The 14006-nt window shown below is 65.2% G+C and carries 10 protein-coding genes; all 10 read left to right on the top strand.

Annotated elements, in window-relative coordinates; genetic code table 11:
* Positions 1–91 precede the first annotated feature (91 nt).
* The 10 genes from IB269_RS17520 to IB269_RS17475 all read left to right on the top strand — a co-directional run bounded on the left by IB269_RS17520 (position 92) and on the right by IB269_RS17475 (position 13949).
* Complete coding sequence (locus tag IB269_RS17520; protein WP_192367820.1) at positions 92–1927, top strand: CocE/NonD family hydrolase; 1836 nt, start codon at positions 92–94, stop codon at positions 1925–1927.
* Positions 1928–2038: 111 nt separating this feature from the next.
* Positions 2039–3676, top strand: coding sequence for a 3-(methylthio)propionyl-CoA ligase (locus IB269_RS17515; protein ID WP_043822739.1), 1638 nt, complete (start codon positions 2039–2041; stop codon positions 3674–3676).
* 169 nt (positions 3677–3845) lie between these two features.
* Positions 3846–5081, top strand: coding sequence for a branched-chain amino acid ABC transporter substrate-binding protein (locus IB269_RS17510; RefSeq protein ID WP_013802774.1), 1236 nt, complete (start codon positions 3846–3848; stop codon positions 5079–5081).
* Between the two features lie 241 nt (positions 5082–5322).
* Positions 5323–6558, top strand: coding sequence for a branched-chain amino acid ABC transporter substrate-binding protein (locus IB269_RS17505; RefSeq protein ID WP_065346707.1), 1236 nt, complete (start codon positions 5323–5325; stop codon positions 6556–6558).
* Positions 6559–6610: 52 nt separating this feature from the next.
* Entirely contained in the window at positions 6611–7564 is a 954-nt protein-coding gene (locus IB269_RS17500; protein WP_013802772.1) for a branched-chain amino acid ABC transporter permease, read from the top strand.
* Between the two features lie 4 nt (positions 7565–7568).
* Positions 7569–8933, top strand: a complete 1365-nt coding sequence (locus tag IB269_RS17495) for a branched-chain amino acid ABC transporter permease (protein ID WP_013802771.1) — start codon at positions 7569–7571, stop codon at positions 8931–8933.
* A gap of 3 nt (positions 8934–8936) precedes the next feature.
* The gene (locus tag IB269_RS17490; RefSeq protein WP_071955440.1) at positions 8937–9758 is read left to right on the top strand and encodes an ABC transporter ATP-binding protein; all 822 of its coding nucleotides are present in this window, start codon (positions 8937–8939) and stop codon (positions 9756–9758) included.
* Positions 9759–9768: 10 nt separating this feature from the next.
* Positions 9769–10464, top strand: coding sequence for an ABC transporter ATP-binding protein (locus IB269_RS17485; RefSeq protein WP_012205150.1), 696 nt, complete (start codon positions 9769–9771; stop codon positions 10462–10464).
* A 150-nt stretch (positions 10465–10614) separates the two neighbouring features.
* The gene (locus tag IB269_RS17480) at positions 10615–12714 is read left to right on the top strand and encodes a 3-hydroxyacyl-CoA dehydrogenase NAD-binding domain-containing protein (RefSeq protein ID WP_043822732.1); all 2100 of its coding nucleotides are present in this window, start codon (positions 10615–10617) and stop codon (positions 12712–12714) included.
* A gap of 59 nt (positions 12715–12773) precedes the next feature.
* Positions 12774–13949 (top strand): acetyl-CoA C-acyltransferase, encoded by a 1176-nt coding sequence (locus IB269_RS17475; protein WP_013802768.1) that lies wholly within the window; start codon positions 12774–12776, stop codon positions 13947–13949.
* The last annotated feature ends 57 nt before the right edge of the window (positions 13950–14006 follow it).

Below are 14006 nucleotides of genomic sequence, written 5' to 3'. Positions count from 1 at the left end.
AGCGGGCAGGTGAGCGAGTAGATGAGCGAGCAGGGGCTTGCCGCGGCAAGCCCCAAGAGATAGCCAACAACAACGAAGGAGACAAGTACCCATGACAGTCAAGACCGTTTTCACACATGCCTGGCGCTGGCCGCTGGCGGGGGCCATTGCGGCCGCCGCCGTGGGCCTGGCCGCCTGCGGAGGGGGATCGTCGGGCATGCCCGCGCCCATGGGGCCGGGCCAGCAATCGGGCTACATCACCCTGCCAGACGGCAGCAGGATGCGCTACTCGCTGCTGCTGCCCGAGGGGCAGGGCCCGTTCCCGCTGCTGGTCGAGTACGACGGCTATATCTCGGGCTCGTACCCCAACATCAGCAGTCCCTGGACCAAGGAAGGCTATGCGGTCATGGGGCTGAACGTGCCGGGCACGGGCTGCTCCACGGGGGATGACAAGGTGTTTGACGCCAGCGTAGGTGCGGCCGGGGCCTTTGCCATCGAATGGGCCGGGCGGCAGGCCTGGTCCAATGGCCGCATCGGCATGATCGGCTACTCGTACTCGGGCTACAACCAGCTGTGGGTGGCGGCGCACCGGCCCAAGGGGCTGCTGGCGATCACGCCCAGCAAGAATGTGGGCGATCCCTACCGCGACGTGGGCTATCCGGGCGGCATTGCCAACATCGGCTTTCCGGCGCAGTGGTGGAACGGCTTCCCGCGCATCTGGCGCACGGCCGCCGACCTGGCGGTGAAGAACGGTGGCGACACGGAATGCGCCAAGACCGTGGCCGACAACATCGAGAAGATCAAGCGGCCCGAGCTGGACCTGATCAAGTGGCTGGACAACCCCTATGCCGATGGCCTGTACCTGGAGCGCAGCGCCATGCTGCAAAGCGGCAAGATCAATATCCCCACGCTGGGCACGCAGTCCTGGCAGGACGAGCAGATCGGCCCGCGCTCGGGTTACTACGAGGACACCATTGCGCCCGACAGGATGTGGCTGGTCAGCTCCAACGGCGACCACCACACGAACATCACCTCGGACCATATCGACCAGACCTTGAAGCGCTTCCTGGCGCGCTTCGTCAAGGGCGAGGACAACGGCTTCGACAAGGAGCCGCGCGTGCGCCTGCTGCAGGAGATGCAGACCACGGACGCCAAGGCCCTCAATGGCGGCACCAAGCTCATGCCCACGGGCGAGGCACGGTTTGACCGGCTGCCTGTCCAGGTCAAGCCCCTGCGCCTGTGGATGCAGCCCGGCCAGGCGCTGGGCGACAGCGCACCCGCCTCAGGCACGGCTTCGTCCAGCTACCGCTATCCGGCCCTGAGTCCGCAGGTGAACAACCCGGCGGCCGAAGGCTGGCCCGCCGTGCCCGCTTCGGAAAAGGATGGCCAGCTGGTCTTCACCACGGCGGCCCTGCCGCAGGACCTGAGCTTCTATGGCGAAGGCTCGGCCGACCTGTGGCTCAGCGCCACGGCCGCCAATACCGACATCCAGGTCACCGTGTCCGAGGTGCGGCCGGACGGGCAGGAGATGTTCGTGCAGCGCGGCTGGCTGCGTGCGTCCAAGCGTGCGCTCGATGAGAGCCGATCCACGGCGCTGCGTCCCTGGGGTGCCTACACACGGGACAAGGATGTGCCACTGGTCGCCGGCCAGCCCCAGTTGATGCGGGTGGAGATCCAGAAATTCGCGCATGTGTTCCGCGCCGGTTCAAGCATTCGCGTGACAGTGGATTCGCCATCGCAGACCGGATACTGGATCTTCGGCAACGACAAGACGCCGTCCACGAACACGCTGTGGCATGACGCGGCGCATGCCTCCAGCATCGTCCTAGGGTATATCCCATACGAGCATGCGAAGACGCTGCCGAGTTGCGACAAGACAATGCGTCAACCATGCCGGAAAAACGATGCGCCTGTCCCTGCCGGGATCGGACCCAGGGCGCCGGCCTGAGCCACCCTCCATGCGGGCAGTGGCATCGCGCACCAGGGCCTTGGCCTTGCGCGAATCTGCGGTCCGCAGTTCACGACGTTCACGAAGTTCAATCACCTTAGGAGCCTATAGATGCTGGGTCTGATGCAAAGCCAACCACTGTTGATCTCGTCGCTGATCGACTTCGCCGACCGCCACCATGGCGATGCGGAGATCGTCTCGCGCAGGGTGGAGGGCGATATCCATCGCTATACGTACCGCGACCTGGCACGGCGCTCGCGCCAGCTGGCGAACACGCTGGACGGCCTGGGCCTGCAGCCCGGCGACCGCGTGGCCTCGCTGGCCTGGAACGGCTACCGCCACATGGAAATGTACTTCGGCGTCAGCGGCTCGGGCCGCGTGCTGCACACGGTCAATCCACGCCTGCATCCCGACCAGGTGGCGTGGATCATCAACCACGCGGAAGACCGCGTCATGTGCTTTGACCTGACCTTCCTGCCCATCATCCAGGCCGTGCATGCCAAGTGCCCCACGGTGCGCCAGTGGGTGGCGCTGTGCGATGCGGACCGCCTGCCCGCCGACAGCGGCATTCCGGGCCTGGTCAGCTACGAGGACTGGATTGGCGGCCAGCCCGACCAGTACCAGTGGCCCGAATTCGACGAGAACACGGCCTCCAGCATGTGCTACACCAGCGGCACCACGGGCAACCCGAAGGCCGTGCTGTACAGCCACCGCTCCACCACGCTGCACGCCTACGCGGCCGCGCTGCCCGATGTGATGTGCATATCGGCGCGCGACTCTGTGCTGCCCGTCGTGCCCATGTTCCACGTCAACGCCTGGGGCATTCCCTACTCGGCCGCGCTCACGGGCTGCAAGCTGGTGTTTCCCGGCCCGGCGCTGGACGGCAAGTCGCTGTACGAGCTGATCGAGGCCGAGGGCGTCACCTACGCGGCCGGCGTGCCCACGGTCTGGCAGATGCTGCTGGGCCACATCAGGCCGGGCGGCCTGCGGTTTTCCACGCTCAAGCGCACGGTGATCGGCGGCTCCGCCTGCCCGCCGGCCATGATCACGGCCTTCCAGGACGAGTTCGGCGTGGAGGTGCTGCATGCTTGGGGCATGACCGAGATGAGCCCGCTGGGCACGCTGTGCACGCTCAAGAACAAGCAGCTGCAGCTGCCCAAGGACGAGCAGATGAAGATCCTGCAAAAGCAGGGCCGCGCCATCTACGGCGTGGACATGCGCATCGTCGATAGCGACGGCACCGACCAGCCCTGGGACGGCAAGAGCTATGGCGATCTGCTGGTGCGCGGCCCCTGGATCGTGGACAGCTACTTCAAGGGCGAGAGCCCGCTGGTCAAGGATGCGCAGGGCCGCGGCTGGTTCCCCACGGGCGACGTGGCCACCATCGACCCGGACGGCTTCATGCAGATCACCGACCGCAGCAAGGACGTGATCAAGTCCGGCGGCGAGTGGATCAGCTCCATCGACATCGAGAACATCGCCATGGCCCATCCTGCCGTGGCCATGGCCGCCTGCATCGGCATGCCGCATCCCAAGTGGGACGAGCGCCCCATCGTCGCCGTGGCGAAGAAGCCCGGCGCCGAGGTCACGCGCGAGGAACTGCTCAAGTTCTACGAGGGCAAGACCGCCAAGTGGCAGATCCCTGACGACGTGGTCTTCGTCGATGCCATTCCGCTGGGCGCCACCGGAAAAATGCTCAAGACCCGGCTGCGCGAGCAGCTGGCCGGCTACCGGCTGCCGGGGCTTTGAGCCGTTGCGGGCGGCCACCGGGCCAGGGCATGCGGGGGCATGTCCTGGCCGGGGTGGCCGGTCCGAGTCTCGTCGGCGATAGCCGCTAGGGGCAATCACCGATCAGGGCAGGGCACAGGGGCCATTACCCTGGGCCTCGCCCAGAAACCACCACAAGAGGAGACGCTTCATGAAGTTTGCGATCAAGGCATTGACGGCATCCCTGGCCCTGGCTTGCGCCACGGGCGCCATGGCCCAGAAGGGCGAGACGGTGAAGGTTGCGTGGATCGACCCGCTGTCCGGCCTCATGGCCGCGCTGGGGTCCAACCAGCTCAAGAGCCTGCAGTACATCGCCGAGGAGCTCAACAAGGGCACGGCCTCGGGCGTGAAGTTCGAAATCATCGGCATCGACAACAAGCTCAGCCCGCAGGAAACCACGGCGGCCCTGCGCTCGGCCATGGACCAGGGCGTGCGCTACGTCTTCCAGGGCAACGGCTCGGGCCCGGCCCTGGCCATCATGGATGCGCTGGAAAAGCACAACGCGCGCAACAAGGGCAAGGAAGTCGTCTACCTCAACTACGCGGCCGTGGATCCGGACCTGACCAACAGCAAGTGCAGCTACTGGCACTTCCGCCTGGATGCCGACACCTCCATGAAGATGGAGGCCTTGACTACGTACATGAAGGACGTGCCCGAGGTCAAGAAGGTCTACCTGATCAACCAGAACTACTCGCACGGCCAGCAGGTCTCCAAGTACGCCAAGGAGATGCTCAAGCGCAAGCGCCCCGATGTGGAGATCGTGGGCGACGACTTCTCGCCGCTGGCCCAGGTGCGCGACTTCGCACCCTACATCGCCAAGATCAAGCAGTCGGGTGCCGACTCGGTGATCACGGGCAACTGGGGCTCGGACCTGGCGCTGCTGATCAAGGCCGCCAGCGACGCGGGCCTGAACAACGTCAAGTTCTACACCTACTACGCCATCGCCACCGGCGCGCCCACGGCCATGGGCGCGGCCGCCGCCGACAAGGTCTACATGGTGGGCTACGGCCACATGAACCTGCCCGGCCCGCTGGACCGCATCACCAAGGGCTACAAGGCCAAGTTCAACGACGACATGTACACGGGCTCGCTGTACTCGGGCCTGACCATGCTGGACCAGGCCTTCCTGCGCGCCAAGACCACGGACCCGGCCAAGGTGGCGGCCACCATGGAGGGCATGAAGTTCAACAGCCTCAACGGCGAAGTGGAGATGCGCAAGAGCGATCACCAGCTGCAGCAGGGCCTGTTCATCGCACGCTGGGAAAAGGCCGGCGGCAAGTACCCGATGGATTCGGAGAACACCGGCTACACCTTCGTTCCCGTGAAGTACTACGAGCCCTATGTGGCCAGCACGCCGACTTCATGCGAGATGAAACGGCCTTCCTGATCGCCTGACCGGCCAGTGAACTTCGCAAAGGGGCGCGAGGCGCCCCTTTTTTTGCCCGAAATCAGGCAAAACACGGTTTTCTGGCCTGATCGATGGCGATCTGTCGCCAATGTGTCCAGGGCCGCAGCCAAGTCGCATGCGCGATAGTTTCTAAGGCATTCCCCAGAGGGAAATTGTCATTCAGGCGTTAGTCTGGCGCCAATACAGATATCCGAATCAACCGGAAAAAGGAGACAGAAAAATGAAGTGGATCGTGCATTCGGTGGCCGCCTCGGCCATGCTGGCCTGTGCATCGGGCGCCTGGGCGCAAAAGGGCGAGACGGTGAAGATCGGCTGGATCGATCCTCTGTCGGGTCTGATGGCCGCCGTGGGCACGAACCAGCTCAAGACCTTCCAGCTGATGGCCGAGGAGTTCAACAGGAAAAATGCCTCGGGCGTGAAGTTCGAGATCATCCCGCTGGACAACAAGCTCAGCCCGCAGGAGACCACGGCCGTGCTGCGCTCGGCCATGGACCAGGGCGCACGCTACGTGGTGCAGGGCAACGGCTCGGGCCCGGCCCTGGCCATCATGGATGCGCTGGAAAAGCACAACGCACGCAACAAGGGCAAGGAGGTCGTCTACCTCAACTATGCGGCCGTGGACCCGGACCTGACCAACAGCAAGTGCAGCTACTGGCACTTCCGCCTGGATGCGGACACCTCCATGAAGATGGAAGCGCTGACGACCTATATGAAGGACGTGCCCGAGGTCAAGAAGGTCTACCTGATCAACCAGAACTACTCGCACGGCCAGCAGGTCTCCAAGTACGCCAAGGAAATGCTCAAGGCCAAGCGGCCTGATGTGCAGGTGGTGGGCGACGACTTCGCGCCCCTGGCCCAGGTGCGCGACTTCGCTCCCTACATCGCCAAGATCAAGCAATCGGGCGCCGACACGGTGATCACGGGCAACTGGGGATCGGACCTGTCGCTGCTGCTCAAGGCGGCCAACGACGCGGGCCTGAACAACGTCAAGTTCTACACCTACTACGCCTTCGGCTCGGGCTCGCCCACGGCCATGGGCGCAGCGTCCGACGGCAAGGTCTACACCGTGGGCTATGGCCACTACAACATGGGCGGCCCCATCCAGCCGCTGATGGCCGAGTTCAAGAAGAAGATGAACGACGACCTCACGCAAAGCTCGATCTACCACGTGTTCGCGCTGCTGGATGCGGCCTTCGTCAAGACCGGCGGCACCGACCCCGTGAAGGTGGCGGCCGCGCTGGAGGGCATGAAGCTCAAGAGCTTCAACGGCGAAGTGGAGATGCGAAAGAGCGACCACCAGCTGCAGCAGGGCCTGTACATCACGCGCTGGGAAAAGGCCGGCGGCAAGAACCCGTATGACGCAGAGAACACGGGCTACACCTTCGCCCCGGTGAAGTACTACGAGCCCTACGTGGCCAGCACGCCCACCTCCTGCCAGATGAAGCGCCCGTCCTGAGAGCGGCCCGCACCGTTCCCTGTCCCCAACGCACCGAGACCAAGGCCTTTCGATGACGCTTGAGTTCTTCACCATATCGCTGCTCAACGGCGTGAGCTATGGACTGCTGCTGTTCATGCTCAGCTCGGGGCTGACGCTGATCTTCAGCATGATGGGCGTGCTCAACTTCGCCCACACCAGCTTCTACATGCTGGGCGCGTACTTCGGCTACACGCTCAGCGGCATCATCGGCTTCTGGGGCGCGCTGTTCGTCGCGCCCCTGCTGGTGGGCGCGCTGGGCGCCATGTTCGAGCGCTACAGCCTGCGCCGCGTGCACAAGTACGGCCATGTGCCCGAACTGCTCGTGACCTTCGGCCTGTCCTATCTCATCCTCGAGGTGGTGCAGCTGGTCTGGGGCCGGGGCACCGTGCCCTACGGCCTGCCGCCCGCGCTGCAGGGCCCGCTGTTCACGCTGTACGGCACGCAGTTCCCGCGCTCGCGCTCCTTCGTGATGCTGCTGGCGCTGCTGATGCTGGTGGCCGTCTGGCTGCTGCTGACGCGCACGCGCATCGGCCTGGTCATCCAGGCCGCGCTCAAGAACCCCGAGATGGTGGAGGCGCTGGGCCACAACGTGCCGCGCGTGTTCATGATGGTGTTCGGCGGCGGCTGCGCGCTGGCGGGGCTGGCCGGCGTCATCGGCGGCAACACCTATGTGACCGAGCCGGCCATGGCCATGTCGGTCGGCTCCATCATCTTCGTGGTGGTGGTGGTCGGCGGCATGGGCTCGCTGGCGGGGGCCTTCGTGGCCTCGCTGCTGATCGGCGTCGTGCAGACCTTTGCCGTGGCCATCGACTGGTCGCTGGCCAGCCTGCTGACCTCGCTGGGCAGCCCGGTCGGCGAGCAGACCTTTGGCTGGCCGCTGCTCAAGCTCACCATCTCCCAGGTCGCGCCCATCCTGCCCTACCTGTTCCTGGTGCTGATCCTCATCTTCCGGCCCAAGGGCCTCCTGGGCACGCGGGGAGATTGACACCATGTCCTCGATCACCAAAACGACCATGACATCCACTGCCGCAAAAGGCGTTCCGGGCGCTTCGGGGGCTGCGGGCGCAGGGCGCCACTACAGCTTCCAGCCGCTCAACATCGGCCGCATCCTGATCTGGGGCGCCTTCGCCCTGGCGCTGATCGTCGCGCCGCTGGTGTTCACCAGCAGCCTGGCGCTGACCATGCTCAGCCAGATCGGCTATCTCATCATCATCTGCCTGTCCTACAACATCCTGCTGGGGCAGGGCGGCATGCTGAGCTTCGGCCATGCGGTCTACACGGGGTTGGGTTCGTTCATCGCCATCCATGCGATGAACCGGGCCAGCTCCGGCGACTGGGGCATTCCGCTGGTGCTGATTCCCATCATCGGCGGCCTGGGCGGCATGTTCTTCGCGGCCCTGCTGGGCTATGTGACCACCAAGAAGTCAGGCACCACCTTCGCCATGATCACCATGGGCATCGGCGAGCTGGTGGCGTCCATGGCGCTGATGTTCCCCGAGTTCTTCGGGGGCGAGGGCGGCATCACCACCGACCGCGTCTATGGCAAGCCCTTCTTCGGGCTGACCTTCGGCTCGGGCATGGAGGTGTACTACCTGATCGCCGCCTACTGCTTCATCTGCACGGCCGCCATGTTCGCCTTCACGGGCACGCCGCTGGGCCGCATGCTCAACGCCGTGCGCGACAACCCCGAGCGCGTGGAGTTCGTGGGCTACAACACGCAGCGCGTGCGCTACTTCTCCTTCATCATCGCGGGCTTCTTTGCAGGCGTGGGCGGGGGGCTTGCAGCCATCAACTTCGAGATCATCACGGCCATGGACAGCGTGAGCGTGATGCGCTCGGGCTCGTACCTGCTGTTCACCTTCCTGGGCGGCGCCACCTTCTTCTTCGGGCCCATCATCGGCGCCGTGCTGCTGGTGCTGGCCTCGGTGCTGTTGTCGGAGCTGACCAAGGCCTGGCTGCTGTACCTGGGCCTGGTGTTCCTGCTGATGGTGATGTACGCACCCGGCGGCGTGGCCAGCCTGATCATGATGAACCTGCGCGTGGCGCGCTTCGGCAAGTGGCGCCGGCTGGCCCAGCCCTACCTGGCCATCGCGGCCAGCGCACTGGTCATGATCGTGGGCGGCGCGGCCATCGTCGAGATGATCTACCACCTGCAGCTCAATGCGGCCCTGGGTCCCCAGGTCTCGTTCATGGGCGTGCAGCTCGATACCAGCTCGGCATCGACCTGGACCGTGGCCGTTGCCATCTTCGTGGTGGGCCTGGGCCTGCTGGAAGTGGCCAGGCGCTGGTGCCTGCGCCGCTGGGAGCGCATCCAGGAAGAAATCGAAGAAGCCATCAAGCGCGGGGAGGGTTGAACCATGTCCAGCATTGCAATCGAACGTCCGGGCACCGCCGCCGTGGCTGGCGAGGCCACCTATGCGCTGGAGCTGCGCGACCTGTACAAGCGCTTCGGCAAGGCCGAGATCATCCGTGGCGCCCAGCTGGCCGTGAAGCCGGGCGAGCGCGTGGCCATCATCGGCCCCAACGGCGCGGGCAAGAGCACGCTGTTCAACCTGATCAGTGGCCGCTTCGAGCCCACCAGCGGCCAGGTGCTGCTCAACGGCCAGCGCATCGACGGCAAGAAGCCCTATGAAATCAACCGCATGGGGCTGTCGCGCAGCTTTCAGATCACCAACATCTTTCCCAAGCTCAGCGTGTTCGAGAACCTGCGCTGCAGCGTGCTGTGGAGCCTGGGCTACCGCTACAGCTGCTGGCGCTTCCTGTCGAAGCTGCGCGACGCCAATGCCCGCGCCGATGAGCTGATGGAGATGATCGGCCTGCACAGAAAGCGCGACACGCTGGCGGTGAACCTGACCTATGCCGAGCAGCGTGCGCTGGAGATCGGCATCACCATCGGCGGCGGCGCCGGCGTCATCCTGCTGGACGAACCCACGGCCGGCATGAGCAACAGCGAAACGGCCCACTTCATCCAGCTGATCAAGAAGGTCACCGAAGGCAAGACCCTGCTGACCGTGGAGCACGACATGGGCGTGGTCTTCGGCCTGGCCGACAAGATCGCCGTCGTGGTCTACGGCGAAGTCATCGCCTACGACACGCCCGAGGCCGTGCGTGCCAATCCGCGCGTGCAGGAGGCCTATCTCGGATCTTCAGTCGCCGATCAACAAGCTGGTGCACATTGAGGAAGCGCGGATGCTGAACATCAACAACCTGCATGCCTATTACGGCAAAAGCCATGTGCTGCATGGCGTGGATTTCTCGGTGCAGCCCGGCGAAATCGTCGCGCTGCTGGGGCGCAACGGCTCGGGCCGCTCCACCACGGCCAAGGCCATCATGGGCCTGGTGCACTGGGAGGGCTCGCTGGACTGGAAGGGCCAGAGCCTGACCGGCCGCAAGGCCTACGAGATCGCCCACCTGGGCGTGGGCTATGTGCCCGAGAGCCGCGACGTGTTCCCCAACCTCACCGTGCACCAGAACCTGCTGCTGGGACAGAAGGGCAAGGGCCGGGACAGCCGCTGGGGCTTCGACGACATGTACGCCATGTTCCCGCGCCTGAAGGAGCGTCAGCACACCGAGGCCGGCGTGATGTCGGGCGGCGAGCAGCAGATGCTGACCCTGTGCCGCACGCTGATGGGCGACCCGGACCTGATCATCATCGACGAGCCCACCGAGGGCCTGGCTCCCAAGATCGTCGAGCTGGTGGGCGAGTACCTGCAAAAGATCAAGCAGCGCGGCGTGTCCGTGCTGCTGATCGAGCAAAAGCTCACCATTGCCATGAGCATCTCGGACCGGGCCCTGGTCATGGGGCATGGGCGCATCGTCTTCGACGGCACGCCCGACGGGCTGCGCGCCGATCAGAAGGTGCGCAAGGAGTGGCTGGAGGTCTGATGCCGCACAAGGCTGGGCATGCTGCCAGGCAGGCGGCCCGGGCCACGGCGCTTGTCCCGCTTGGGACAAACCGCAGTGGCGCCGGCCCGCATTTTTTTTACAATCAAAATCGCACGATCGTTCTTTTTCTATCGCATAGGGGACAACAGCATGACTGCTGAATACAAAGTGGACGGTGCCATCGCCGTCATCACCTTGAACAATCCGCCGGTCAACGGCCTGGGACTATCCACGCGGCGGGGCATCGTCGAGGGGCTGGACAAGGCGTACGCCGACCCGGCCGTCAAGGCCATCGTCATCACGGGCGCCGGCAAGGCTTTTTCGGGCGGTGCTGACATCAACGAGTTCGGCAAGGAAGAGGCGTATCGCGAGCCGCACCTGGTCTCGCTGATCAACTCGCTGGACCAGGGCAGCAAGCCCGTGGTGGCCGCCATCCATACCGTCTGCATGGGCGGCGGGCTGGAGCTGGCGCTGGGCTGCAACTACCGCGTGGCCGCTCCCGGCACCCTGGTGGCCCTGCCGGAAGTCAAGCTGGGCCTGCTGCCCGGCGCAGGCGGCACCCAGCGCCTGCCGCGCGTGCTGGGCGTGGAGACCGCGCTGAACATGATCGTCAGCGGCGAACCCGTCAAGAGCGAGCTGCTGGCCTCCATCCCCGGCCAGAAGCTGTTCGACAAGATGGCCGCTTCGCCCGAGTCCCTGCTGGACGAGGCCAAGGCCTTTGCGCTGGAAGTGGCCGACAAGCGTCCGCTGCCGCGCGTGCGCGACCTGCCCTGCAAGCACCCCCAGGGCGACGCCTACTTCCAGTTCGCGCGCAACATGGTCAAGGGCATGGCCAAGAACTACCCGGCCCCGGCCCGCTGCGTGGACACGGTGGAGAACGCCGCGCGCAAGAAGTTCGACGAGGGCATGGCCCTGGAGCGCGATGCCTTCATGCAACTGATGTGGTCGCCCGAGTCGCGCGCGCTGCGCCACCTGTTCATGGCCGAGCGCGCGGCCTCCAAGATCGCCGACGTGCCCTCGGACACGGCTGTGCGCGACATCAAGACCGTGGGCGTCATCGGTGCCGGCACCATGGGCGGCGGCATCTCCATGAACTTCCTGAACGCGGGCATTCCCGTGACCATTCTGGAGACCAAGCAGGAAGCGCTGGACCGTGGCGTGGCCACCATCCGCAAGAACTACGAAGCCCAGGTCAAGAAGGGCAAGCTCACCCAGGAAAAGTACGACCAGCGCATGGCGCTGCTGAGCACCACGCTGTCGTATGACGCGCTCAAGAATGCCGACCTCATCATCGAGGCGGTGTTCGAGGAGCTGGGCGTCAAGGAAACCGTGTTCAAGCAGCTGGACGAGGTTGCCAAGCCTGGCGCCATCCTGGCCTCCAACACCTCCACGCTGGACGTGGACAAGATCGCCGCCTTCACCAAGCGTCCGCAGGACGTGGTGGGCATGCACTTCTTCAGCCCCGCCAACGTGATGAAGCTGCTGGAAGTGGTGCGCGGCAAGCACACCGCCAAGGACGTGCTGGCCACCGTGATGAAGCTGGCCAAGAAGATCAAGAAGACCGCCGTGGTCTCTGGCGTGTGCGATGGCTTCATCGGCAACCGCATGATCGAGCAGTACTCGCGCCAGGCCGGCTTCCTGCTGGACGAAGGCGCCACGCCCGCCCAGGTGGACAAGGCCATCGAGAAGTTCGGCTTCGCCATGGGCCCGTTCCGCATGGGCGACCTGGCCGGCAACGACATCGGCTGGGCCATCCGCAAGCGCCGCGCCGTCGAGCGCGCCGACATGAAGTACAGCCGCACGGCCGACAAGCTGTGCGAGCTGGGCCGCTTCGGCCAGAAGACCGGCGCGGGCTGGTACGACTACCAGGCGGGCAAGCGCGACGCCATCCCGTCCGAGCTGGTCAACCAGATGATCGAGTCCCACCGCAAGGAACTGGGCATCACCCCGCGCAAGATCTCCGATGAGGAAATCGTCCAGCGCCTGGTCTTCGCCCTGGTCAACGAAGGCGCCCACATCCTGGAAGACGGCATCGCCGGCAAGTCGGGCGATATCGACATGGTCTACCTGACCGGCTATGGCTTCCCCATCTGGCGCGGCGGCCCCATGCACTACGCGGGTGAGGTCGGGCTGTTCAACGTGGTCCAGGCCATGAACCGCTTCGCCAAGAACCCCAACGACGACGCCGATTTCTGGCAGCCTGCCCCGCTGCTGGCGAAGCTGGCGGCCGAAGGCAAGCAATTCAGCTGAGACGTGCGGCGCACGAACTTTTTGCGAACCACCGCAAACCCGCCATACAAGGAATATCCATGACATCCGCCGTGATCGTTTCCACCGCCCGCACGCCCCTGGCCAAAAGCTGGAAGGGCTCCTTCAACATGACCCATGGCGCCACGCTGGGCGGCCATGCCGTGCAGCACGCCGTGCAGCGCGCAGGCGTCGACCCTGCCGCCGTCGATGACGTGATCATGGGCTGCGCCAACCCCGAAGGCGCCACCGGCATGAACATTGCGCGCCAGATCGCGCTCAAGGCCGGCCTGCCCATCACCGCATCGGGCATGACCATCAACCGCTTCTGCTCCTCGGGCCTGCAGACCATCGCCACCGCATCGCAGCGCATCATCGCGGGCGAGGGCGATGTCTACGTGGCCGGCGGCGTGGAGTCCATCTCCTGCGTGCAGCAGGAAATGAACCTGCACATGATCCAGGACCTGGCCCTGGCCAAGCAAAAGCCCGAGATCTACTGGAGCATGCTGCAGACCGCCGAACAGGTCGCCAAGCGCTATGGCATCGGCCGTGACGCCATGGACGAATACGGCGCCGCCAGCCAGCAAAAGGCCTGCGCGGCCCAGGCCGCCGGCCTGCTGGATGCCGAGATCGCGCCCATCACCGTGACCATGGGCGTGGCCGACAAGGTGCGCGGCCTGATCACTAAGGAAGTAACCTGCAGCAAGGACGAGGGCGTGCGCGAGGGCACGACCAAGGAAGGCATCTCGGGCATCCGCCCCGCGCTGCCCGGCGGCGTGATCTCGGCCGGCAATGCCAGCCAGTTCTCCGATGGCGCAGGCGCCTGCGTGGTGGTCAGCGAGGACTATGCCTCGCGCAACAACCTCAAGCCTCTTGGCCGCTTCCTGGGCTTTGCCGTGGCCGGCTGCGAGCCCGACGAAATGGGTATCGGCCCCGTCTTCGCCGTGCCCAAGGTGCTCAAGAAGCTGGGCCTGACGGTGCAGGACATCGACCTGTGGGAGCTCAATGAAGCCTTTGCCGTGCAGGTGCTGTACTGCCGCGACAAGCTGGGCATCCCCAACGATCGCCTCAACGTCAACGGCGGCGCCATTGCCCTGGGCCATCCCTATGGCGTATCGGGCCAGCGCCTGACGGGCCATGCCCTGATCGAAGGCAAGCGCCGCGGTGCCAAGCGTGTCTGCGTGACCATGTGCATCGGCGGCGGCATGGGTGCCGCCGGCGTGTTCGAAGTGCTGTAAGTGCAGGTGGCGGCTGCGACCGCCACCGCCTGTTCCCGTTACTCCTGTTGGCCGCAC

It is taken from the genome of Delftia sp. DLF01, assembly GCF_014852125.1.
Lineage (GTDB): Bacteria > Pseudomonadota > Gammaproteobacteria > Burkholderiales > Burkholderiaceae_C > Comamonas > Comamonas acidovorans.
The sequence above is the reverse complement of the archived record's forward strand: the minus strand, read 5'-3'. Positions and strand labels throughout refer to the sequence as shown.

What these genes read in the sequence shown, in the direction of transcription:
- IB269_RS17475 (WP_013802768.1), top strand. Translation starts at nt 12,774, where the DNA reads ATGACATCCGCCGTGATCGTTTCCACCGCCCGCACGCCCCTGGCCAAA.
- IB269_RS17515 (WP_043822739.1), top strand. Translation starts at nt 2,039, where the DNA reads ATGCTGGGTCTGATGCAAAGCCAACCACTGTTGATCTCGTCGCTGATC.
- IB269_RS17480 (WP_043822732.1), top strand. Translation starts at nt 10,615, where the DNA reads ATGACTGCTGAATACAAAGTGGACGGTGCCATCGCCGTCATCACCTTG.
- IB269_RS17490 (WP_071955440.1), top strand. Translation starts at nt 8,937, where the DNA reads ATGTCCAGCATTGCAATCGAACGTCCGGGCACCGCCGCCGTGGCTGGC.
- IB269_RS17500 (WP_013802772.1), top strand. Translation starts at nt 6,611, where the DNA reads ATGACGCTTGAGTTCTTCACCATATCGCTGCTCAACGGCGTGAGCTAT.
- IB269_RS17505 (WP_065346707.1), top strand. Translation starts at nt 5,323, where the DNA reads ATGAAGTGGATCGTGCATTCGGTGGCCGCCTCGGCCATGCTGGCCTGT.
- IB269_RS17485 (WP_012205150.1), top strand. Translation starts at nt 9,769, where the DNA reads ATGCTGAACATCAACAACCTGCATGCCTATTACGGCAAAAGCCATGTG.
- IB269_RS17510 (WP_013802774.1), top strand. Translation starts at nt 3,846, where the DNA reads ATGAAGTTTGCGATCAAGGCATTGACGGCATCCCTGGCCCTGGCTTGC.
- IB269_RS17495 (WP_013802771.1), top strand. Translation starts at nt 7,569, where the DNA reads ATGTCCTCGATCACCAAAACGACCATGACATCCACTGCCGCAAAAGGC.
- IB269_RS17520 (WP_192367820.1), top strand. Translation starts at nt 92, where the DNA reads ATGACAGTCAAGACCGTTTTCACACATGCCTGGCGCTGGCCGCTGGCG.